The following is a 23,556-nucleotide window of genomic DNA, read 5'->3' as shown; positions in this document are numbered from 1 at the left end:
AAATGAATACTGCTGATAACAATATAGTAAATGGATATGATATTACACAGGTAAAGAATCTATTGCCACTAATAATAGAGCGAGCTCAAAAATATAAAGAACCAACTAAACTGGAAGAATTAGGACAACAAGATATACTTTTAGAAATTATAATTACCACTATCAAACGTGTTAGAAGATACCGGAGTACTGAGGTTATCGATTTAGCTAATCTGGTTCGTCTCTTATATGGAATCCAAAAGAATGATTCAATTCAAATCAAATACAATGGGAAAACATATTTAGACTTCCCATATGGGGAAACTACAAAACTATTGTTTGATACCCTCAATAAAAGACTTGCAACGGCATACTCGCCTAAAGAAATGATACAGTTCTATAAGTTCCTTTACCCCGAACTACTTTGGAGTGAAGAAAGAATAACTCCAGTTGATAACAAAGATACCAGAACTTGCTTTTTTGAATACAGTGCTAGTAAAAATTATAAGAGAATTGTAGGATTCGAGAACGATGACGATATTGATATCCGTCTCTACATTGGTTATCTATTTGAAGAAAATGTTACTCCATATTATGCAAAGAACAGTAAAGGTGAATTTATACAGCCTATTGGGTTTACCTTGAGAGGGGTTAAGACAATACTTGCAATAGAAACGACCTTACAAAAAAGGAAGAATGAACATTATTTAGGAGCATTATTATATACATTAGGAGTAGAATTTAAGCGCAATGGGCTTTATGAGATAAAGCAAGGATGGTTTACAAGTCAGCAATACGCATTTCTGTATGACATCGCAGAAATATTAGGATTAATAGATGAAGAATATAACCCTGCATACAATACAGCAGAGAAGCAAACTTTTGTAAGAAAGGAAATGATTAAGTACAATAAGTTTATGAAGAAGTGAGCTACACTATTTGTATGAAATTTTTCATTACTTTTTATCTGTATTTTAATTTCATTTTTCCTCATTGATTCCATATACCTTTGCAGAGTTGGAATTAACCAATGAATTAAAATTTTATTAATATGACTAACAAAGTCACTATTCAAGGTCAAGAAGTAGACCTAACAGACCGCAAGGTACAGTGTGGAACATTCGGCAAGCAGTTCAAAAGTACTGCTACTCCCGAAGAGTACATTAAGATGTGTAAGGAACGTATTAAGAGCTATGAGATGTATGTCTCTAACCTAAAGGAGTTGAAGCAACAAAAGCTGGTAGAGAAAGCCGACGAGCACAAGGATGAACTCAAAGCTATGTTAGCAGCTATGGGCAGTGAAGAAAGATGTTTATTTATTAACAATTTGAATCAGTAATATTATGGAAGACCTAACAAAAGACCTTGTAGCCCTATGGAATCTAATAGAGTTGGGGTATGAACTGGACAAACGATATGCCGATACAGGTATTATCAGTGGTAATGATGAAAGTGTGATAGTGGATATTGCTGCTATAAAGGAAGCAGCTAATCAGTGGAACGAGCCGATACAGCAATTTGATAGGAAAGGTGTTGCTGGGCTTGTATGCGCTGCTGGGCTAGTGAATGAGTATATGCAAAAGCCTGCTGGTTATAAGCGAGGAATAGATATAGCATTGGTGAAGCTCATAGGAGATAGACTTCTACAGATTCATCCTAAAAAGCAAATCAATATTGATTTTTAACCTAATAAATGAGTCAGTTATTAACAATGATAGCTGGCTTTTCTTTTTCCCGATGCAAGAAGGGGTATGGGGTAATATTTTAGAGAGATGGCGGCTTTAACCACACTCCTCCCTCTTTCACGCAAAAGGTGATTTTCCAAATATCAAAAAAGGATATTTGCGGTGATGTGACTCTATCAAAGCCTTATAATCTGATATTTTATTTTGTGCTCATTCGTTTGGTTTTCAATAAATAAAGCCCTATATTTGCAGCTTTCTTGCTAGGCAGTAGAAGCGCAAAAATGAATAACGATTTTCTTAAGTGATTGATAGCCATAGGGGGTTATAAAAGCTTCATTTTTTTTATGCCCTTATCTTCTCTCTTCTTCTTCTATTTTGTATCTTTGACCCATTATAACGTGTTTCTATCAAGTATCAATTATAAAATCGTAGATAATTATGTTTTCTGGAATCGTCGAAGAATATGCTACCTTGGTAGCGCTGGTCAAAGACCAGGAGAATATCCACTTTACTTTTAAGTGTTCGTTTGTGAATGAGCTAAAGATCGATCAAAGTGTATCGCACAATGGAGTGTGTCTAACCGTTGTGAGTATGACCGAAGATACTTATACCGTTACCGCTATGAAAGAGACCCTGGAACGTTCGAACTTGGGCTTGCTTGCCGTAGGAGATAAGGTAAACGTGGAGCGTAGCATGATGATGAACGGACGTTTGGACGGACACATCGTTCAAGGGCACGTAGACCAAACAGCTACTTGTATCGATATTAAGGATGCCGACGGCAGTTGGTATTTTACCTTTCGTTATGCATTTGACAAAGAGATGGCCAAGCGCGGTTACTTTACCGTAGATAAAGGTTCGGTAACGGTCAATGGTGTGAGCCTTACCGTATGTAACCCCACCGAAGACACGTTTCAGGTAGCCATCATTCCTTATACTTATGAGCATACTAACTTTCATACATTTAAGATTGGTAGTGTGATTAATCTTGAGTTCGATATCATCGGTAAGTATGTAAGTCGGATGATTCAACTGAATTAACCCCACGATTCTTTATCAATCACCATCAAATATCTTCGTTTATGGACAATGATTTTTTGCAATTGGTCAATGCCCGTCAAAGCGACCGGGCTTATGACGAAAGTAGGGCAGTAGAGCCCGAGAAGTTGGAACGTATACTTGAGGCAGGGTGGTTAGCTCCTTCGGCCTGCAATGCGCAACCGTGGCGATTTGTGGTGGTGACTGATAAAGAACTTGCCGTGAAGGTAGGCAAAGCAGCCGCAGGCATGGGCATGAATAAGTTTGCCCGCACGGCTCCTGTTCATATTTTGGTCGTGGAAGAATCTGCCAATATCACTTCCTTATTGGGTGGCAAAGTAAAAGACAAGCACTTCCCACTGATTGATGTGGGGATTGCTGCTGCCCATCTTGTATTGGCGGCCGAGAGCGAAGGCCTTGGCTCTTGTATTCTAGGGTGGTTTGACGAGAAAGAGATCAAAGCACTCACCGGTATTCCTGCCTCGAAACGTTTGCTTCTCGATATTCTGATCGGTTATCCCGCCAAAGACAAACGCAAGAAAAGCCGTAAGCCTAAAGACAAGATCATATCCTACAATCGTTATTGAACGCTTATAAGTCTTTCAATAATACCCGGCTGGCACTCTTGTAATATTCGGCTCGTGAGTCGAGTAATACTTTCCATTGCCCATTGAAGAGTTCTTCTTTATCCACTTTGAAATCTTCCGACCCGTATGTGTCGAGCCTGTCGAGCAATAAAGCTACATTGAGCTGCCCGATGTCTATCGACGGTTGATAAGCAATCGGATCGCTCTTATGGTCGGTTGCCACTTCGTGAATCAGATCAACCTCCTGCAATTGGTAGAGCGTTTGGTTGGTCAGCCGGATCGGAATCTGATGCTCTTCAGATAGTTCTTCGGCGGTATAGGGCTGCTCGTTATTCTCAAAACGTTTAGCAATGAGAGACATAATCAGGATAGCGATGAAGTCGCGGTAGCGGCGACTGATATTCTGTGTATCTTTGTCGAAACTGAAGTTGCGGATGTTCTGCCCCGCATACGTAAGTTGTGCGCCAAAGAGGCAGATTGTCCACGAAATCTGCAACCACAGCAAAAACATCGGCAATGCAGCAAAACTACCGTAGATAGCGTTGTAGCGCGATACCCACAATTGGCTGCTGATATACAAAAATTGAAATGCCTGATAGGCTGTTCCGGCAACCAAAGCAGATATAAGTGCATGCTTTAGTTTTACTTTCGTGTTGGGCATATATACGTAAAGCCCTGTAAACATAGCCCAGGTCAATACGAAGGGAATGAGTCTGATCAGGAATTTCATCACCGGTGCCAGCAGCACAAAGTCCGACATCTCTTTGAGCATCGTGCTCATGAATATCGAAAGTCCGCCCGAGATAACAATTAAGATAGGCATCAGCAACAGCATTGAGAAGTAATCTGTTATTTTGCGGTACATCGAACGCGCCTTTTTTACCTGCCAGATGCGGTTGAAGGTTATCTCAATACTACTTACCAGATTGATAACCGTCCATAGCAACATAACCAAACCCACTCCGATAAAGATACCCCCTTTGGTTTGCGACAAATAAGAGTCTACGAATGATAGAATGGCCTCTGAAGTTTCGGTTGTTCCACCAAATCCGGTACGAAGCTGGTGTTCCATTAAGTTGGCAAAGCCAAAGCCGCGCGCTACGGCAAACAAGATAGCCAGTATGGGCACAATGGCGAGCAGGGTACTGTAAGTCAGTGCCGATGCGTTGTTGATCAATCGGTCTTTGATAAAGCGGTTGATGCAGAGATAAACCGTTTTTATGATGGTATATAAGGAGAACGTTGTTTTCGTTACCTCATCTTCGGTAATGCGCCAGATATCATAAGTAACGAATATCCAGAAATCAGAGATTTTTTGCTTCATAGAGTTCGTTGTCATTAAGTAAAAAAGAAAAGCAGCCAGCCTATAAGCCGAGTTCTGTACCTTATAGATATAAGGTGTCTGTCATTTATCTGAGTGACGTGTCACCACGGCACTTTAGCGGTCTACCCTCCGACATGGAGCGAGCTACTCTCATAACGCCGGTATACATGACCTTACAACTCCCAAGACGCACAGCCCAATACGTCGCCGTATGGCTGGTGGGCTCTTACCCCACCTTCTCACCCTTACCGCTCTTCTTTCGAAGAGTGGCGGTTATTTTCTTCTACGTTACTCTACCCTCACGGACAGCTTTCTGTTAGGAAGTGGGACGCTCTATGTTGCCCGGACTTTCCTCCTGCGCCGAAGCACAAGCGACAAACCGGCCAACTGCTTTAGTCTACAAAAGTACGTGAATTATTTCAAATGAGCAAGGAAATATTTAAAAGACATATTTGTTGGGTTGTTTTAAATGAAGGCTGACGAAGTTGTTGCTTACATAAGTATTCTTGAATAGCGAAGCCAATCATGCAATAAATGGAAGAGGAAAGGTGAGGAAATAAAGCTTGGATAGAAAGTTATTTCGTTTGTTAAGTTATTGAATGTTAGTGTTGTATGACCGATATTTTAATCGCTTCCAATGCTCTGTTTCTTTGTTTGTAGCATACGTATATTAACGCTGTGTTAAATACGTACTCTTGCTATCAAAGATATTATAGTCATTCATGCAAGAAGTACGTACTTTTGTAAAGAAAGAAATTTGAAGCGAATAAAGTGGTTAACATTGTTAAAAGGAAACATGCTTTTGTTACTTTTCTTTTGTATTTCCTTTTAATTTGCTGAAAAAAAGCTATTTTTGTTAGTACAATACTATAACACCACCCTAAAACTATGATTAATAGGTTTTACCTTTGGGCATTCTTCGTTCTATTTATGCTCGTTTCTTGCGATCGTAAGGATGCAGGCGCTCTATTGCCCGACTTAGTGAAAGCTGAGACTCTTATGTACACTCATCCGGATAGTGCATTGCTGATTCTGGAACGTATGCAAACTCCTTCTCCCTCCAATCGTTATCAGAATGCCACCTGGTGTTTGCTAATGACGCAAGCAAGAGATAAAAATAACGAGAAGCATACTTCTGATTCGTTGATAAACACTGCTTATGACTATTTTGCAGAGCAAGAGAATTCGCAACGAAAAGCACTTGCGGCCAATTATCAAGGGAGGATAAATGAAGACATGGGCAATATAGAGAAAGCAACACATTATTTTCTAGAGGCTTCGTTTGAAGTAGAGAAAACAGATGACCATCAGCTAGCTTTCTTGGTTTATTCTAATTTGGGACTGATTTATCTGTATCGATCATTAAATGAATATGCAATGCCTCCCCTTCAAAAAGCTTATGAGCATGCAAGTTTATCAAACAATGCAGAATATATATCCAGTAGCTTATCGTATATCGCCAGAGTATATGCGAAGCAATTCAAATGGGATGAGAGTATTAAGTATTATGAGAAAGCAATAGAGGTTGCTAAAAAGGCAAATGAAGGGCGGGAGCTGACGCGTGGCTATTGTGAACTCTCAGGTATCTATACGCGGAAAAAGAACTATGAACTAGCACTCGATAATATTCGCAAAGCGTTGATTTATAATAAGAAAGAGTATCTTGCTGCAGATCAAATATTACTTCGTATAGGCGATCTTTACCGTTTTATAAACAAGAATGATTCTGCAAATTACTATTTGCAAAAAGCGATACTTTCTGATAATATTTATACAGTCCGTTCAGCTTATCATGCTTTATATCTTTTAAATAAAGAGCAGCAGAAATACAAAGAGGCGATTGAGTATAATGATGAATATTTGATTTATTCAGATTCCATTCAGAAGACAGCTCTTAGTAGAGAGGTGGTCGAACTGCAGGAAAAGTATAATAAAGAGAAATTACAGAATGAAAAGAATCAGTTACAAATGGAAAAAGATAGTACCGTTCGAAACGGTTTGTTGCTGTTTATTTTATTAATTTCTATGCTTGGTATAATTATCTACATTTATCAGCGCAAGCTAATTCGCAAAGAACATACGATTCAAAAAAATGAAGAAGAGATTCGTCTATGTCTGTTGAAGATTCATAAAAACGAGTCACTTATCAATACGAACGAAAATCGTATGCAGGAATTGGCTTTACAAATTGAAGAGAATCAAGATGTGCAGGAACAGTTGGAAGAGCAACAGAATGCATTATTAGATATACAACGTCAAAACAACGATTTGCACGAAGAGAATGCTCAACTTCAATTGAGTATCGGGCATTATTCGAAGTCTTTGCTAGAAAAAGCAAAAGAGTTAGACGCCTTGAAGGTATTATCCGACGAAAAGACTTGCTCGCTCGAGCGTGAAAAATTCTTATGCAATCAGTTGATCAGAAAGACACCTGTGTTAGACTCCTTGAAGCGGTCACCTAAGTATTTGGAATCTGGCGAATTATATGCTGTTCAAGAGGCGATCAATGAATTATTCGACAGTTTTACTGTTCGGCTCAGTAAGCAAATACCACTGTCAGACGATGATTTACTATTGTGTTGTTTACTTAAGTTACGATTAACCAATTCAGAGATTGGTACGATCTTGAATATTACTGCAGATTCTGTGTCAAAGCGTAAGCAGCGAATCAAAGCTCGTATCATTCATGAGTTTGGGCAAGATTTAGGGAGTAAACGAACCCTCGATTTATTTGTTTGGGAATTCTAGAGCATTGATTGTCCGTTTTATTAGAATTATAAAAATGTAATATGTTTATAAATAGCATATTACATTTTTCATTTGTCCGTTTTTAGTCCGTTTTCTGTTTACTTGATTTTGAAAACTAAGCACTATTTTTGTATTAGTTAATAACTGAAATAAGAGGTTATAAGCTCTTCTATGGATAACGACATTACTATTGCAATAATGAAGGGTAGTGGTTAAATCATTTATGAACATGAATCCTCGATGATATGCATCTGTAAAAGTTAGAAATTCCATTGAAGTACTATTGAATGTGTAGGTTAAAAAAACAATTAAATAGAATAAGCTAATGAAGAGAAACATCTTACTTTTTATAGTAGCATTATTTATCAGTGATTTATGTGCTCAGAAATTGACATTAGAGGGTAGCGTATTCGATAAAAAGAATAACGTCATTCCTTATGCTTCCATTGCTTTGCTGGCTTCTGATACAATTACTTTAATAACCGGCACCATCAGTGATGATCAAGGACGATATCAGTTAAAACAGCTTAAACCGGGCAATTACTTTCTTTCGCTGAGTTTTATGGGATATCAGTCACTAATAGAGTCGATAAACCTTGTTGCCGATAAAACAATTTCGTTCACTATGGAAGATGAACCCTACGCACTAGACGAAGTGGTAGTAAAAGCCAATAGAAGCGATGTTGTGAAGCAGTCCGCCATGGGGCAAACGTTTCTGCTATCGGGTAGTGCATTGAAAAAGAAAGATATACTAGATGCACTACAAGAAATACCGTCTTTATCCATTGACCCTAATACCCGAAAAATAACATTGAATGATGGTAGTAACCCACTGATCCTTGTCAATGGTATGAGGCGGGAAGGTGGATTATCTGCCATCAGTGCTGAAGATATCTTATCGGTAGACGTGGTTCCGACCTCTTCGGCTGAATTTATGCGTGAAGGCTATACAAGTGTTGTTAACATAAAGGTGAAGAAATCGGAGCAATCATACACATCCTTCAATGCGGGATTAGATACGCACCCTCTCATTCGGTTTGGTATAGCAGATGCTTCTTTGGAGTGGGGAAATAGCAAATACTCTTTTTATCTGTCGGCACAAAGTTTTGCTTTTCTAGATAATAAGTCGGACATGACGGAAGTGAGTAAAACTGTGCAGAGCATCCGCAACGCTACTTATAAGAGGAATTCCGATTATTCGGACACTTATTTTGCTTTAGGTGGAGATCGGAGCTGGTCTTCGTCGGATTATAGTTCGTTTAGTTTGATGCTGAATTATGTTCCTCAAAGTAACGATGGCAATGGTCAGACACTGATTACCGACATCGCATCCAATCGGACGAACAAGTATGCCTACACACGCACGTACGATGATCGGTCTTGGAACGGTTCAGCCAATTTCTATCATACTCACCGTTTTGACGCCTCTGCACTCGATCTGCTTTTGCAGATAAACCTTAACAAGAATAAGAATATTGCCAATCAGTTGGAAAGGGGTGAAACCGATTTGATAACTGATTTTAATTTTCATAACCAACGGATTGGTTTTTCATTTGCACCTTCTTATCAATTTGAGTGGCTTGGTTTTCAATCGAAGATTGGACTGAATAGCCATTTTCAATCCAATGAAATTGTTCAAAGAACAAAGACGAAATCTGCGTTTAAACACAAAGAATGGGACGAATATGCTTATGTGGAGATGAACCGTTTGTGGGGTAATTTGTCGTTGGCAGCATCTGTTGGTGTTGATTTGATTTTTAGAGATGTAGAAGGTTATAAAAATCAATATCTAGGCTTTCGGCCAGTATTGAACTTGGGATATAAAATAAATAGCCATCATGCATTCACTTTGAATTATAATATGCAACTAACTGCCCCTGATGTGGTTCAACTTAATCCCTATAATACTTCTTCGGATTCATTATCAATGTCGACCGGAAATCCGTATTTGAAACCTTACAGAATGCAACAATTGAAATTGAGTTACACCTTTACAAAAAAAGGTTTTTATGTGGAACCTTCGGTAAGGTATCGGAGAATTGATGATGATATTGTTGCTTCCGGAAAAGAGGTAGAAGGAGTGTATATTCAGTCATTGGCTAATGAGGGATCTTGTAATGGGTGGTCTACGGCATTGAGTTTTCGATATACAATAGCGAACATGGGGTTTGTGGGATTCAATGTGGCATACAATACAATTAGTTTTCCCGATATTTCTCAAAAAGATCATTACCTTACCGGAATGGTTAATCTAGGACTTCGCTATAAGAAATTCAATTTATCGGGTTCATACGGATTGCCCACTAATAGTTATAGCATGTACAAACGAAGTTATTCCTCTCCAGAATCGATGTGTAAACTTTCTTATGAGGTATCATCCAATTTAGATGTTTCGTTGGGCATGCGATTTATCTTATCGAATAAACAAGCCGAACGTTGGACAGATATGCCAGGTTATTCTTATTATTACGATAATCAATTTACGAATAGAGGAAACCTAGTTTTGATTGGAGTGCGATATAAATTGCAGAATAGAAAACCGAGTCGCTCGCATGAAAAGCTGAAGAATAGTGACAAAGGATTTAGGGTGATAGGTGAATAAGATAGAGTTTGTTCAAAGCTGGTTGCTATTGCTGAATTTTATCGTGAAGATGCTTTTCTGTTGTATTTCTTTTTAATTTGTTGAAAAAAAGCTATTTTTGTTAGTACAATACTATAACACCACCCTAAAACTATGATTGATAGGTTTTACCTTTGGGCATTCTTCGTTCTATTTATGCTCGTCTCTTGTGATCGTAAGGATGCAGGCGCTCTATTGCCCGACTTAGTGAAAGCTGAGACTCTTATGTACACTCATCCGGATAGTGCATTGCTGATTCTGGAACGTATGCAAACTCCTTCTCCCTCCAATCGTTATCAGAATTCCACCTGGTGTTTGCTAATGACGCAAGCAAGAGATAAAAATAACGAGAAGCATACTTCTGATTCGTTGATAAACATTGCTTATGACTATTTTGCAGAGCAAGAGAATTCGCAACGAAAAGCACTTGCGGCCAATTATCAAGGGAGGATAAATGAAGACATGGGCAATATAGAGAAAGCAACACATTATTTTCTAGAGGCTTCGTTTGAAGTAGAAAAAACAGATGACCATCAGCTAGCTTTCTTGGTTTATTCTAATTTAGGAATGATTTATCTGTATCGATCATTAAATGAATATGCAATTCCTCCCTTTCAAAAAGCTTATGAGCATGCGAGTTTATCAGAAAATGCAGAGTATATATCCAGTAGTTTATCTTATATCGCCAGAGTATATGCGAAGCAAGCTAAATGGGATGAGAGTATTGAATATTATGAGAAAGCAATAGAGGTTGCTAAAAAGGCAAACAAAGGGCGGGAGCTCACTTGTGGCTATTGTGAACTCTCAGGTATTTATACTCGAATAGGAAATTATCAATTTGCGCTTGAACAGATACAGAAAGCATTGTTAGTCAATCGAAAAGAATACCTTGCTACAGATCAATTATTGCTTTGCATAGGCGATCTTTATCGTTTTATAAACAAGAATGATTCTGCAAATTACTATTTGCAAAAAGCGATACTTTCTGATAATATTTATACAGTTCGTTCCGCATATCATGCTTTGTATCTTTTAAATAAAGAGCAGCAGAAATACGAAGAGGCGATTGAATATAATGATAAGTATTGGATTTATTCAGATTCTATAAAGAAATCAGCTCTTAGTAAAGAAGTGGTTGAACTGCAGGAACAGTATAATAAAGAGAAATTACTGAATGAAAAGAATCAGTTACAAATGGAAAAAGATAGTACCGTTCGGAATGGTTTGTTGCTGCTTATTTTATTAATTTCTATACTTGGTGTAATTATCTACATTTATCAGCGCAAGTTAATTCGCAAAGAACATACGATTCAAAAAAATGAAGAACAGATTCGTCTATGTCTGTTGAAAATTCATAAAAATGAGTCACTTATCAATACGAACGAAAATCGTATGCAGGAATTGGCTTTACAAATTGCAAAAAATCAAGATGTGCAGGAACAATTGGAAGAGCAACAGAATGCATTATTAGATATACAACGTCAAAACAACGATTTGCACGAAGAGAATGCTCAACTTCAATTGAACATTGGTCATTATTCGGAATCTTTGCTAGAAAAAGCGAAAGAGTTAGACGCCTTGAAGGTATTATCCGACGAAAAGACTTGCTCGCTCGAGCGTGAAAAATTCTTATGCAATCAGTTGATCAGAAAGACACCTGTTTTAGACTCCTTGAAGCGGGCACCTAAGTATTTGGAATCTGGCGAATTATATGCTGTTCAAGAGGCGATCAATGAACTATTCGACAGTTTTACTGTTCGGCTCAGTAAGCAAATACCACTGTCAGACGATGATTTACTACTGTGTTGTTTACTTAAGTTACGATTAACCAATTCAGAGATTGGTACGATCTTGAATATTACTGCAGATTCTGTGTCAAAGCGTAAGCAGCGAATCAAAGCTCGTATCATTCATGAGTTTGGGCAAGATTTAGGGAGTAAACGAACCCTCGATTTATTTATTTGGGAATTCTAGAGCATTGATTGTCCGTTTTATTAGAATTATAAAAATGTAATATGCTTATAAATAGCATATTACATTTTTTATTTGTCCGTTTTTAATCCGTTTTCTATTTACTTGATTTTGAAAACTAAGCACTATTTTTGTATTTGTTGATAACTCAAAAAAGAAATATTATGAAGATGGCAAATGAAAAGAGTGGAGCGGTAGAACCTTATTCATGGTATAAATATCGTGACTTTTTGGAAAAATTCCTTGAGATATATTATGTAAAAAGTTTCAATTAATTTGATGGAATGATGAAAAATATTCGGTTTGTTAAATGCCTTCTTGTTTGGTTGAGTATATCTACAGTGGGATACGCTCAGTTGCTTACTGGTAGAGTCATTGATACAGATAAACGACCTGTTGATTTTGCTAACGTTATTCTGCTTTTATTGCCCGATTCTACTTTTTTGCAGGGCACTATAACCGATGAGAAAGGCAACTTTTCATTTCAAAATATAGGTGACAATGAAAAAAATCTTCAAATATCTTATTTGGGTTACGAGACACTGAATTTACCTTGTTCACAAGGTGATTTAGGGACTCTTGTTTTGCATCCGGCAAGTATCATGTTGGAGGAAGCAGTAGTTATCGGTCATCGACCTACTCATGTTTTAAAAGGAAATAGTCTGACAACAAATGTAGAGCATACATTATTAAGCAACATCGGGACGGGAAGTGATGTACTAAAGCGAATTCCGGGTATTAGGGTTGGTCAAGATAGATCAGTGGAAGTATTTGGAAAAGGTGCTCCATTGGTATATATCAACAACCGATTGGTACGTGATAATCAGGAACTGGAACAGCTAAGTTCGAATGAAATAGTTAAAGTCGAACTAATCACAAACCCAGGTGCCGAATACGATGCTACAGTAAAGGCTGTGTTAAGAATAAAAACCGCAAAGCCTGTCGGAGAGGGGATTGGTGGATATGCAAGAGGTACTGGTAATTATATGGATGGGTGGACACATTCGCAACAAGTTAAATTGAACTATCGTAAAGCTGGATTTGATGTATTTGGAACGGTAAGAAATGCAACTGTTATGCAAAAACAAGATGAGTTGATTCAGATGGCGCTTTATGGAGAGAAGCAATGGAATATAGATGATAAAGCTATCATTGACCTTAAAGCAAAAAATCTGACTGTGCAGGTGGGAAGTAATTTTGTCTTTAACGAGAATCATGCGATTGGAATGACATACGATCTAACTCGTTCTCCTTATAGCAATGATATGAATCTACATCAAGATTATAATGTCTATCGGGATGGTCTATTTTATGATCAAATGAATTCATTCATTTCAATGTTGAAGAGACTTACTACTCATAAAGTGAATGCTTACTATGGTGGTAAAATCGAGAAGTTGGCTATCGATTTCAATTTTGATTATCTTTATGGAACTAATAAAAACGGACAATATACTGTTGAAAATAGTTTGGAACAGGAAAGCCGAACTGTAACGAGTTTGGGTAAAGCTTCCTATCATTTAATAGCCGGTAAGCTATTACTGAGCTATCCGATTGCCGTAGGTACTCTAAAAATAGGTACTGAAATGAATCAAACAGACAGAAAGGATTCTTATTCGAACGAAGAGAATGTGATAAATAGTTCGGAGAGTAGAACGGAAGAGAGAAAAATAGCCGGATTTGCTTCTTATGGAACACCTATTGGAAAAACTTATCTTGATCTTGGGTTGAGATATGAGTTTACAAAATTTGATTATTATGAAAATGAAAAGTTGAGTGTTGATCAAAGCAGGAAATACAGCAATGTATTCCCCAGTCTTTCATTTTCTTTTCCTCTATCGGTGTTGCAAAGCTCATTGAGTTATACCGCGAAAACCGTTCGTCCGCTTTACAGCCAGTTGAACGGTAATGTCCAATATAGCAACCGCTTCATGTATACGCAAGGAAATCCCGAATTGAAACCTCAGACTATTCATGATTTGACCTTTATGAGTGGGTATAAGTTTATCCAATTTTCGGCTTCTTATCAATATGTGAAGGATTTTATTGTAAATCAGCGTGAGCCTTATGGAGATGAAGGGTCAATCGCATTAAGTATGTGGCGAAACTTTCGAAAAAACGAACGATTGAACTTAATGCTTTCCGCTTCACCTAAATTTAACTTTTGGGAACCCTCTTTGAGCTTGTTTTATACGCAACAATTTCTAGAGACGCAATATAAAGACGGGATGATTAAACTTAATAATCCGGTGGCTTATCTCACGTTCGATAATGACTTTATGCTACCAGGTAAGTATGTTTTTTCGGTGAATATAGATTATCATACGGCAGGAAATGTGGGTGTTGAACAACAAATTTCAAGTTATTCGGTAGGAGTCGAACTGAGAAAATCTTTTTTTGACGATAAACTTCTTGTCAATCTAAAAGGGACGGATTTATTTCATACGATTCGTATGGGAGGAATACAATATAGCCGTTTTTGTACGAATATTTATAAGGATACTTATAATTCGCGCGGAGTGCAAATTTCGTTAACCTATCGCTTCAATACGAGCCGTAGTAAATATCGTGGTACAGGAGCAGCTAATGAAGAGATGAAGAGATTCTGAAATTCTAATATATAAATCGTTTGAATAAGAAAATAAAAATATGAAAAAAGAAAGATCGAATATCGAAAAGTTGGCGCATTCGAAGAATGAAACAGCTAATTATCTGCAGAATGAGGAAGATGAAAGGTTAAATCTGGATGAATTGCTAGATGTACAAGGGGGGATTGAAGATGATCAAAAAAAACAAGGTTGTGGATTGGGTTGTTTTACTGGTGCAATGACTCAGCAGGATCCAACTAATCATGAAAATGGCTAAAGGTCAGGTTTATGTGTTAAATTCGGGTTATCAATTGCGAAATGATGTCCATCGAGTGGTGCTGTTCGCCAAAGTAGGTTCGGGTAGCAGCTGCTCGAAAGATTGGAAACTAATAATGTCTGAGCTAGTGAAATTAAGCCCGAGTTTATTTCGACTAAAATGTCTTTTACAGATAAATGCTTATCTGATTTGAAAGAGATTGGGTTTCATTCTCTTATTTAGGTTTCATTGGACGTTATTGCTAGTGATATTTTGCAAGAACCGCTTCTTTACTAAAATCTTTCACAAAAAGATATTCAACCAGAAAGTAAATGTGCCTCATGTTTCCTATTCGAGCAATGCTTTGGCGCTCAGAATCGCTGTTGGAGTGATGTTGTGGTTCTGGGCAATATTAGAGTTTATGATTAAAACGCGATATACCTAATCTAAAATAGTGCTGATACGCTTCGCAGAATAGATAGTCAGTAAGTAACTCCTGATCAGTGAAGATCAATGTTGCATTATCACTGAATCTCCGGTAGTAGAACTTTAGCAAAGACTGATAAATATCACAGTTATGCGTATCGTACCGAAGTAGAGCATCTTGCGCTGTACTGGCAAAAGAAGCAACAAGAATTTCAAAGTAAATATCCGGAGGTATTTAAGTAAGCCAAATGTTATAATGGTGGATACGATGAGTTTTTTTTATACGTTATACCTGTTTATATAATCTGATGAATAGCCCATGAATAGCAATGCTTCGAATTATGTACACAAACTTTTATACTCATTCAAACAACTTTTAAACTGCAAAAAAAGCATCTAACTGCTTGTAAAAAACAAAATTATTTCTAATTTTGTTAATCATTCTATTTGTAGGCTGTAGAGTTAAAACGAGAATACAAACATCAGACTTACTTTAATTATATGGGGCATAATCATTCTCATCACAATAATGCGGGAAAAAACATATCAATAGCGTTTTTTCTGAATGCAATATTTGTAATAATAGAACTTGTTGGGGGAATACTTACAAACAGTATAGCTATTCTTACAGATGCTTTACACGATTTTGGAGACTGCCTTTCATTGGCAACTGCTTGGTTCCTTCAAAAAAAATCTACCAAAGGTAGAGATCGGATATATTCATATGGATATAAACGCTTCTCTCTTTTGGGTAGTATATTCCTCTCGGGAGTTCTAACCGTTAGCTCAATTTTTGTTTTGATAGCAGCTGTACAACGAATTGCATCTCCGCAGGAAGTCAGTGCACAAGGAATGTTATGGATGGCGATATTTGGTGTGATTATTAATGGTGCGGCAGCTTTAAGGGTCAAAAAAGGGACCTCGCTCAATGAGCGGTCTGTATATCTTCATATTATGGAAGATGTATTGGGCTGGATTGGTGTTTTAGTTGTAAGCATCGCAATGATATTTGCCGATTTGCCTATTTTAGATCCGATCTTATCGATTGCAATAAGTTTTTGGGTTTTGAGTAATGTTTATAAGAATTTACGTAGCGTATTCAAAGTCCTTTTACAGGCAGTGCCTGATAATATATCTTCTGATGAAATTATTAGAAGAATAAGTGATTTGGAAGGTGTGCAGTCGATACATGATTTGCACATTTGGAGCTTGGACGGTGAATCACATGTGATGACACTTCATGTTGTTGGCATCGGTGATGATAATATGAATATAAAGAGTCATATTATAACGATCGCATCTGAGTTTAATATTACTCATGTAACAATTGAATTTGAAAAACCTGGCACTGTATGTACAACAAATTGTGATTGAAATAATCGAATTCTCGATTTTGCAACTAAGTTGCAAAATGAAACCTATATATTTGCATACAAATTAATAAAGTATTGAAGAAGAAAACGAACATAGCTCTTGTGGTGATATCGGTACTCATTGTGCTGGTTGCTCCATTTATTCCGCACCATCATCATGAAGGTGTGGCGTGTGCTATGATAGAACGTTGCTCGGAAGACAATGCTTATAATGACGAGCATACCACGCACAATGAGTCATCGGCTGATTCGGGTATGTTGTGTGTTGAAAATGCTCAGTATTTAACTTCAAAAACCAAACAAAGTAACAGCGTTTGTAGGGATAATATCCACCCTAATTTGCTGTTTTCAGTTCTTATCTCTCAGTTCAGTCTCTTATTGAACGCTGATCTTGATGTCAGTGGGCAATATATGTATGGTGAGCAAGTTATCATCTACAAATCTGCTGAGATAATAAGTTCTAATGGTCTAAGAGCTCCTCCTTACATTCTTGCCTAATACATAGGTATCATTTCGTGTGCATATCTTGTACACAACTATTCCATCTATTTCTATAACGATACATCTTTTTTGTGAGAGATGTATGTAATAATATCTTTAAATGATTACAACAAAGAAGGTTTTGGTGCTTATAGCACTATCCTTTCCATTGTTGTCATATGCTGATAATTTCAGAGATAGGGATAAATCTGATAGTTTACAAGCTATAGTTCCAAAAATTTCGGCAAAGTCACTTATTGTTCCGGGTTCATTGATGTTGTATGGAACCATTGAAACATTATTAGCCCCAAAATACAAAATGTTGAACTATGCCATAGGTCACGAAGTTATAAATCACCGCCCATCCAAATTTACAATAGATGATTTAACGCAGTATTTACCTGCTGCAAGCGTCTATGTATTGAATATTAGTGGCGTTAAGGGTAAGAATAACTTCAAAGACAGAACGATAATTCTTGGAATAGCAAGCTTGCTTACAGCTGCTTCTGTCAACTCTTTAAAATACACTACTAAGGTTGAACGTCCCGATAAATCCGCATTTAACTCTTTCCCATCGGGGCATACAGCCGTAGCTTTTATGGGAGCCGAATTTTTGCGGCAGGAATATCAAGGGGTTTCGCCATGGATTGGTATTGGTGGATACATCGTAGCTGCTTCTACCGGAGTGCTAAGAATATATAACAACAAACATTGGGTTGGTGATATTGCATTTGGTGCCGGTGTAGGTATTCTCAGTGCAAAATTAGCATACTGGTTATATCCAACAATAAAGAATAGACTGTCAGATAGAAAAAGAAGAAATAACAATCGCTTTGATAGCTTTGTTTTTTTGCCCTATTACAATGGACAACAAGGAGGATTATCAATATTAAAACAATTTTAAACCGATAAAAAATGAAAACAAATATATTTACTCTTTTTATTATAATATCACTCTTTATGGTGAGTTGCGATTCATCTAAAGGTAAAAGTAAAGAACTGTCTCAACATACCGAACAGCATAGTGAAGATGACGGGCATGGACATGGATCGGAACAAAAGCATACAGACGATGAAGACTCTGAGGGTGATCATGCAGAGGAAATCGTTTTATCAGAGTCGCTAGCCAAAGAGGTAGGTCTTGAAACCGAGGTTGCCACTGCTGCCTCTTTTAGAAACATCATTAAAACAAGTGGTCAGATACAGGCACCTCAAGGCAATGAACAGACGATTGTAGCTACAAGTGCCGGTGTTGTCTCTTTTACAAATACCTCTATAACAGATGGAGCCCCCGTGCGCGCCGGAGAATCAATTGTCTCTATCTCTGCTAAAAATCTTCAGGAGGGTGATCCTGCACTTAAATCTAAAATTGCCTTTGAAACGGCAGAGAAGGAATACCGCAGAGCAGAAGGGCTTGTTGCTGATCGAATTATATCAGCCAAGGAGTTTGAGCAGATTCGTTTACGTTACGAAACAGCTAAAGCAGTCTATCAAGGCCAGGCTGCAAATATCACGGCAGCAGGTATACGTGTTACATCCCCTATTAATGGGTATCTTAAAAACAGATTGGTTAATCAAGGAGAATATGTAGCTGTTGGCCAGCCTATTGCTACTGTGGCGCAAAATAGACGTTTGCAACTCCGTGCTGAAGTTTCGGAAAACTATTTTAAGCATTTGAGATATGTGACAACTGCAAACTTTAAAACAGCTTATGAGGATGTTACCTATAAATTATCGGAGCTTAACGGTAAATTGCTCTCCTATGGTAAAGCGTCAAACAGTAACTCATTCTATATACCGGTTACTTTTGAATTCGATAATGTGGGCGATATTATCCCGGGATCCTTTACCGAAGTCTATCTCTTTTCTAAGGAAAAGGAGAATGTAATATCTGTTCCCGTTTCAGCCTTGAGCGAAGAACAAGGATTGAATTTTGTCTATATACAGATTGAGCCCGAGGCTTTTAAGAAACAGGAAGTGACCATTGGACAAAATAATGGCGAGCGAGTAGAGATTGTCAAAGGACTCAATGCCGGGCAGAAGGTTGTTACGAGAGGTGTTACTCAGGTAAAACTGGCTGCTTCCTCATCTGCTATACCTGATGGCCATAATCATTAATCCGAAAAATGTTGAATTATGTTGAATAAGATAATAAAGTTTTCACTCAATAATCGTCTTGTTGTCCTTGTGGCATCTCTGTTATTGATGATTGGCGGAACATATACCGCTACAAAAATGGAGGTCGATGTATTTCCGGATCTCAATGCTCCAACCGTGGTCGTAATGACCGAGGCCAAAGGTATGGCTCCGGAAGAAGTTGAACGGTTGGTGACATTTCCGCTTGAAACTGCTGTAAACGGAGCAACCGATGTACGTCGCGTACGCTCCTCATCAACCACAGGATTCTCAATCGTATGGGTGGAATTTAACTGGGGAACGAATATATACCTTGCCCGACAGATTGTTTCTGAAAAATTAGCGGCGGTCAAAGACCGGTTACCCTCTAATGTGGGCAGTCCCACATTAGGACCACAATCATCCATTCTCGGAGAGTTGATGTTTGTGGCTCTCACTGCCGATACGACCTCTCTACAGGAACTGCGAACTATAGCAGACTGGACGATTCGCCCTCGCGTGCTTGCAACTGGTGGTGTGGCTCAGGTGACTGTTCTCGGGGGAGAGATAAAAGAGTATCAGGTACTCCTTAACCCTGAGAAGATGAAATTTTATGGAATCGGACTCAACGAGGTAAATGCGGCGTTGCTGCGTATGAATCAAAATGCAGCAGGTGGTGTCTTGTACGAATATGGGAACGAATACATTATTCGTGGGGTACTCTCTACCGAGAAGCTGCCTGCTTTGTCGAAAGCGGTTATTAAGACAGTTGATGATGTACCTATTTTAGTGGAAAACATAGCAGAGGTAAAGATTGGTAATCGTGCTCCGAAAATGGGTATTGCATCGACCCGTACCAAACCTGCTGTATTACTGACTATTACTAAACAGCCCAACACCAGCACGCTGGAGCTGACAAAGAAGCTCGACAACGCCCTTGAGGAGTTGAAGAAAAACTTACCGGCAGACGTAAACATGACAACAGATATCTATAGGCAGGAGCGATTTATTAACAGCTCAATTGACAATGTTCAGAAATCTCTTTATGAGGGTGCTATATTCGTTGTTATTGTATTGTTTATCTTTTTAATGAATGTCCGGACTACGGTCATATCGCTGGTTACAATTCCTTTGGCATTGGTAACCTCTATTGTTGCTCTCAACTTAATGGGGCTTACCATTAACACGATGAGTCTGGGAGGTATGGCTATTGCCATCGGATCGTTGGTAGATGATGCTATTGTCGATGTCGAGAATGTTTTCAAACGATTACGAGAGAATCGAAACAAACCTCTTGATGAACGCAAATCGGTAATGACTGTTATTTTTGAGGCCTCAAAAGAGGTTCGTATGCCGATATTAAACTCAACGTTGATTGTTATAGCCAGCTTTGTTCCTCTTTTCTTCCTCTCCGGTATGGAAGGGCGTATGCTTGCCCCTCTGGGAATAGCTTTTATTATAGCGTTGTGTGCTTCGACTGTGGTAGCATTAACTCTTACTCCCGTACTGTGTAGTTATCTGCTGGGGAAAACAAAGAAGAATGAGGAGGAATTAGAAAAAGAACCATTTGTTACCCGGAAATTGAAGGCGGGTTATACTAAATTGTTAAGTTGGTCTTTACAGCATAAAAAGATCATACTTTCTGTTACAGGAGCTATGATGATTGGTGCAATTGTTATTTTCACTACTCTTGGGCGGAGTTTTTTACCCCCATTCAATGAGGGATCGTTTACGGTAAGTGTTAGTACATTACCCGGTATCTCATTACAAGAGTCCGACAACGTGGGACGCATGGTTGAAGAAAAATTGCTTTCGGTTCCTGAAATTCAGACTGTAGGTCGTAAAACAGGACGGGCCGAACTGGATGAACATGCACTTGGTGTAAATGTTTCGGAGGCTGAGGCACCCTTCATTCTCGACAAACGGTCTAAAGACGAAGTACTGTCGGAGATACGTGAGAAGATGAAGGGTATTCCGGGTGCTAATATAGAAGTTGGTGCACCTATCACCCACCGCATCGATGCGATGCTTTCCGGAACGAGAGCAAGTATTGCCATCAAACTGTTTGGTACCGACCTTAATAAAATGTTTTCTATCGGTAACCAGATAAAGTCTTCCATACAAGAGGTCGAAGGAATTGCAGATTTAAATGTAGAGCAGCAAGTGGAGCGTCCTCAGTTAAAGATTGAGCCCAAGCGCGAGATACTGGCTAAATATGGTATCACGTTACCCGAATTTGCCGAAATAGTGAATGTAATGCTTGCCGGTGAGGTTGTTTCGCAGGTCTATGAGGGGAACAAAGCTTTTGATCTCACCCTGAAAGTGAACGATCCAAGCCGTGAAACTGCAGACCGAATCCGCAATCTTATCGTAGATGCGAAGGGAAGGAAGATACCGTTGAATAATATTGCCGATATAACTTCGTCTGTAGGTCCCAATACGATTAATCGTGAAAATGTGGCGCGTAAGATAGTAATCTCTGCCAATGTTGCAGGACGAGATTTATTGGGTGTGGTAAATGATATTCAGAAGATTGTAGACGATAAAATAGAGCTGCCTGAAGGATATCATCTTGAATACGGAGGACAATTTGAAAGCGAACAAGCTGCTTCGCGCACATTGATGATTGCGTCTGTTTTTTCAGTATTTGTCATTTTTCTGCTACTATTCAATCAGTTCAGAAGTACTACTCAGTCGGCTGTTATTCTACTCAATCTACCGTTGGCACTTATCGGTGGAGTGGTTGCGATATGGGCTACGGGTGGTGTACTGAGTATTCCTGCCATTATCGGATTTATTTCTCTTTTTGGTATTGCCACACGCAATGGTATGTTGCTTATATCACGCTATAACGATTTGCAAAACGAAGGATTTTCGCCCTTGGAGAGCGTGATGCATGGTTCGGCAGACCGTCTGAACCCTATACTTATGACGGCGTTGACTACCGGGTTGGCACTCATCCCGTTAGCGATAGGGGGAGATCTACCCGGAAATGAGATTCAAAGTCCTATGGCAATCGTTATTCTGGGAGGATTGTTTACGTCAACATTTCTAAATGCGTTTATTATTCCTATTATGTATCTTCTGACCAATAAACAAATTGTTGAAGAGGTGATAACAGATGATGAAATTAAAGAAGTATAACAATGAAAAAAATAGTAATAAGTATAGTGGCAACATTAGCAATGAGTTCGCTTTTTGCCCAAAATAATATGAATGAGGTGCTAAGTACCATTGAGCAGAATAACACGACGCTTAAAGCGTTGCGAGAAGCAGCAGATGCTCAAAAGATAGAGAATCGGACAGGTATCTACCTATCCGACCCGGAGATAGGATTTAATTATCTCTGGGGGAATCCCTCTTCGATTGGAAATCGCAAAGATATCAACGTTAAGCAGAATTTTGATATACCTACCATCTCCGGGTTGAAAAACAGAGTTGCTAATCAGCAGAATATCCTTGTTGAATGGCAGTACAAGTCCGACAGAATAAATATACTGCTCGAAGCTAAGCTGTATTATCTTGATTTGGTTTACTATAACTCCCTGCTTAAAGAACTTGCAGTACGCAGAGAACATGCTGAGAAGATTGCTGCTAGTCAAAAAGAACGTCTTGAGAGCGGCGAAGGGAATGTTATGGAATATAATAATGTGCAACTAAATCTTTCGACTGTTCAGGGAGAGGTATCTCGTATTGAAACTGAGCGAAATGCTGCTATTGCTCAGATGGTAAGACTTAACGGTGGTCAGCCTTTAACGTTAAGTGATTCCGGGTTTACTGCTATTGAGATGCCTCTTAACTTTAACGATTGGTATGCTACAGCAGAAGGGAAAAATCCTTTGCTATCTTATGTTCGTCAAGAAATCGAACTTGGCAAACAGCAGGTTTCTCTGAGCAGATCGATGGGCTTACCTACGTTTTCGGCTGGTTATATGAGCGAAAATGTAGTTGGACAGCGCTTTCAAGGTGTTTCGGTGGGAGTCTCTGTTCCATTGTGGTCTAATAAAAACAGAGTTAAGCAAGCTAAAAGTGCTTTGCGTGCCGCTGAAAGCAGACAGACGGATACTAAACAACAGTTTTATAGCCAACTTGAAATTTTATATTCCCGTACACAGGGACTTAAGGAAGCAGCGGAAACCTATCGCGCGTCACTGGCAAATGCAAACAATAGCCTGTTACTGAAAAAGGCATTGGATGCCGGACAGATATCTATCCTAGATTATATTGTAGAAATAGGGTTATACTATAATACTGTTAACCAGGCACTGCAAGCAGAACTTGGTTATCAGAAAGCGTTTGCCCAGCTCTCTTCTATTGAATTATAATGAAACGGCGATACAAACGAATCTTGGAATGGAATAAAAAA

17 protein-coding genes and 1 other RNA gene are annotated in these 23,556 nt (G+C 38.6%); 16 read left to right on the top strand and 2 right to left on the bottom strand.

Going from position 1 to position 23,556, the window contains the following annotated elements:
- Nucleotides 1-2: 2 nt before the first annotated feature.
- From TY03_RS03545 to TY03_RS03525, 5 genes are all read left to right on the top strand, one after another.
- The gene (locus TY03_RS03545; RefSeq protein WP_042367530.1) at nucleotides 3-908 is read left to right on the top strand and encodes a hypothetical protein; all 906 of its coding nucleotides are present in this window, start codon (nucleotides 3-5) and stop codon (nucleotides 906-908) included.
- A gap of 122 nt (nucleotides 909-1,030) precedes the next feature.
- Nucleotides 1,031-1,318, top strand: a complete 288-nt coding sequence (locus tag TY03_RS03540; protein ID WP_042367529.1) for a hypothetical protein — start codon at nucleotides 1,031-1,033, stop codon at nucleotides 1,316-1,318.
- A gap of 4 nt (nucleotides 1,319-1,322) precedes the next feature.
- Nucleotides 1,323-1,664 carry a hypothetical protein gene (locus TY03_RS03535; protein WP_042367527.1) on the top strand — a complete coding sequence of 114 codons (342 nt, stop codon included), beginning with the start codon at nucleotides 1,323-1,325 and terminating at the stop codon, nucleotides 1,662-1,664.
- Nucleotides 1,665-2,102: 438 nt separating this feature from the next.
- Nucleotides 2,103-2,705, top strand: coding sequence for a riboflavin synthase (locus TY03_RS03530; RefSeq protein WP_042367525.1), 603 nt, complete (start codon nucleotides 2,103-2,105; stop codon nucleotides 2,703-2,705).
- Between the two features lie 41 nt (nucleotides 2,706-2,746).
- Nucleotides 2,747-3,289 (top strand): nitroreductase family protein, encoded by a 543-nt coding sequence (locus TY03_RS03525; protein WP_042367523.1) that lies wholly within the window; start codon nucleotides 2,747-2,749, stop codon nucleotides 3,287-3,289.
- Between the two features lie 4 nt (nucleotides 3,290-3,293).
- On the opposite strand, the gene TY03_RS03520 is transcribed toward TY03_RS03525, so the two are convergent.
- Entirely contained in the window at nucleotides 3,294-4,613 is a 1,320-nt protein-coding gene (locus tag TY03_RS03520) for a YihY/virulence factor BrkB family protein (RefSeq protein WP_042367520.1), read from the bottom strand.
- A 27-nt stretch (nucleotides 4,614-4,640) separates the two neighbouring features.
- Nucleotides 4,641-5,004, bottom strand: an RNA gene (gene rnpB, locus TY03_RS21425) — RNase P RNA component class A.
- Between the two features lie 497 nt (nucleotides 5,005-5,501).
- Between rnpB and TY03_RS03515 the strand changes: the two genes are divergently transcribed.
- The 11 genes from TY03_RS03515 to TY03_RS03460 all read left to right on the top strand — a co-directional run bounded on the left by TY03_RS03515 (nucleotide 5,502) and on the right by TY03_RS03460 (nucleotide 23,515).
- Complete coding sequence (locus tag TY03_RS03515; RefSeq protein ID WP_042367518.1) at nucleotides 5,502-7,361, top strand: tetratricopeptide repeat protein; 1,860 nt, start codon at nucleotides 5,502-5,504, stop codon at nucleotides 7,359-7,361.
- A gap of 325 nt (nucleotides 7,362-7,686) precedes the next feature.
- A complete protein-coding gene (locus tag TY03_RS03510) occupies nucleotides 7,687-9,963 on the top strand; it encodes a TonB-dependent receptor (RefSeq protein ID WP_042367516.1) in 2,277 nt (758 codons plus the stop codon).
- 132 nt (nucleotides 9,964-10,095) lie between these two features.
- Nucleotides 10,096-11,955: a tetratricopeptide repeat protein gene (locus TY03_RS03505; protein ID WP_042367514.1), complete on the top strand. Its 1,860-nt coding sequence runs from the start codon at nucleotides 10,096-10,098 to the stop codon at nucleotides 11,953-11,955.
- A gap of 281 nt (nucleotides 11,956-12,236) precedes the next feature.
- The gene (locus TY03_RS03500) at nucleotides 12,237-14,561 is read left to right on the top strand and encodes an outer membrane beta-barrel family protein (RefSeq protein WP_052332381.1); all 2,325 of its coding nucleotides are present in this window, start codon (nucleotides 12,237-12,239) and stop codon (nucleotides 14,559-14,561) included.
- Nucleotides 14,562-14,601: 40 nt separating this feature from the next.
- Entirely contained in the window at nucleotides 14,602-14,817 is a 216-nt protein-coding gene (locus TY03_RS03495; protein ID WP_042367511.1) for a hypothetical protein, read from the top strand.
- Between the two features lie 906 nt (nucleotides 14,818-15,723).
- Nucleotides 15,724-16,596 carry a cation diffusion facilitator family transporter gene (locus TY03_RS03485; protein WP_042367508.1) on the top strand — a complete coding sequence of 291 codons (873 nt, stop codon included), beginning with the start codon at nucleotides 15,724-15,726 and terminating at the stop codon, nucleotides 16,594-16,596.
- 74 nt (nucleotides 16,597-16,670) lie between these two features.
- A complete protein-coding gene (locus tag TY03_RS03480) occupies nucleotides 16,671-17,093 on the top strand; it encodes a DUF6769 family protein (protein ID WP_042367507.1) in 423 nt (140 codons plus the stop codon).
- Between the two features lie 103 nt (nucleotides 17,094-17,196).
- On the top strand, nucleotides 17,197-17,979 hold the full coding sequence (locus TY03_RS03475; RefSeq protein WP_042367504.1) for a phosphatase PAP2 family protein: 783 nt from the start codon (nucleotides 17,197-17,199) through the stop codon (nucleotides 17,977-17,979).
- Nucleotides 17,980-17,990: 11 nt separating this feature from the next.
- Nucleotides 17,991-19,193: an efflux RND transporter periplasmic adaptor subunit gene (locus TY03_RS03470; protein ID WP_042367502.1), complete on the top strand. Its 1,203-nt coding sequence runs from the start codon at nucleotides 17,991-17,993 to the stop codon at nucleotides 19,191-19,193.
- Between the two features lie 18 nt (nucleotides 19,194-19,211).
- Nucleotides 19,212-22,334 carry an efflux RND transporter permease subunit gene (locus TY03_RS03465; RefSeq protein ID WP_042367500.1) on the top strand — a complete coding sequence of 1,041 codons (3,123 nt, stop codon included), beginning with the start codon at nucleotides 19,212-19,214 and terminating at the stop codon, nucleotides 22,332-22,334.
- A gap of 2 nt (nucleotides 22,335-22,336) precedes the next feature.
- Nucleotides 22,337-23,515: a TolC family protein gene (locus tag TY03_RS03460; protein WP_042367498.1), complete on the top strand. Its 1,179-nt coding sequence runs from the start codon at nucleotides 22,337-22,339 to the stop codon at nucleotides 23,513-23,515.
- The last annotated feature ends 41 nt before the right edge of the window (nucleotides 23,516-23,556 follow it).

The organism is Bacteroides neonati, from assembly GCF_000499785.1.
Classification (GTDB): domain Bacteria; phylum Bacteroidota; class Bacteroidia; order Bacteroidales; family Bacteroidaceae; genus Bacteroides; species Bacteroides neonati.
Note: the sequence above shows the minus strand (reverse complement) of the source record. Positions and strands in the feature narration are given on the sequence as shown.

What these genes read in the sequence shown, in the direction of transcription:
- TY03_RS03505 (WP_042367514.1), top strand. Translation starts at nt 10,096, where the DNA reads ATGATTGATAGGTTTTACCTTTGGGCATTCTTCGTTCTATTTATGCTC.
- TY03_RS03525 (WP_042367523.1), top strand. Translation starts at nt 2,747, where the DNA reads ATGGACAATGATTTTTTGCAATTGGTCAATGCCCGTCAAAGCGACCGG.
- TY03_RS03475 (WP_042367504.1), top strand. Translation starts at nt 17,197, where the DNA reads ATGATTACAACAAAGAAGGTTTTGGTGCTTATAGCACTATCCTTTCCA.
- TY03_RS03545 (WP_042367530.1), top strand. Translation starts at nt 3, where the DNA reads ATGAATACTGCTGATAACAATATAGTAAATGGATATGATATTACACAG.
- TY03_RS03470 (WP_042367502.1), top strand. Translation starts at nt 17,991, where the DNA reads ATGAAAACAAATATATTTACTCTTTTTATTATAATATCACTCTTTATG.
- TY03_RS03460 (WP_042367498.1), top strand. Translation starts at nt 22,337, where the DNA reads ATGAAAAAAATAGTAATAAGTATAGTGGCAACATTAGCAATGAGTTCG.
- TY03_RS03535 (WP_042367527.1), top strand. Translation starts at nt 1,323, where the DNA reads ATGGAAGACCTAACAAAAGACCTTGTAGCCCTATGGAATCTAATAGAG.
- TY03_RS03465 (WP_042367500.1), top strand. Translation starts at nt 19,212, where the DNA reads ATGTTGAATAAGATAATAAAGTTTTCACTCAATAATCGTCTTGTTGTC.
- TY03_RS03530 (WP_042367525.1), top strand. Translation starts at nt 2,103, where the DNA reads ATGTTTTCTGGAATCGTCGAAGAATATGCTACCTTGGTAGCGCTGGTC.
- TY03_RS03500 (WP_052332381.1), top strand. Translation starts at nt 12,237, where the DNA reads ATGATGAAAAATATTCGGTTTGTTAAATGCCTTCTTGTTTGGTTGAGT.
- TY03_RS03485 (WP_042367508.1), top strand. Translation starts at nt 15,724, where the DNA reads ATGGGGCATAATCATTCTCATCACAATAATGCGGGAAAAAACATATCA.
- TY03_RS03510 (WP_042367516.1), top strand. Translation starts at nt 7,687, where the DNA reads ATGAAGAGAAACATCTTACTTTTTATAGTAGCATTATTTATCAGTGAT.
- TY03_RS03520 (WP_042367520.1), bottom strand. Translation starts at nt 4,613, where the DNA reads ATGAAGCAAAAAATCTCTGATTTCTGGATATTCGTTACTTATGATATC.
- TY03_RS03495 (WP_042367511.1), top strand. Translation starts at nt 14,602, where the DNA reads ATGAAAAAAGAAAGATCGAATATCGAAAAGTTGGCGCATTCGAAGAAT.
- TY03_RS03540 (WP_042367529.1), top strand. Translation starts at nt 1,031, where the DNA reads ATGACTAACAAAGTCACTATTCAAGGTCAAGAAGTAGACCTAACAGAC.
- TY03_RS03515 (WP_042367518.1), top strand. Translation starts at nt 5,502, where the DNA reads ATGATTAATAGGTTTTACCTTTGGGCATTCTTCGTTCTATTTATGCTC.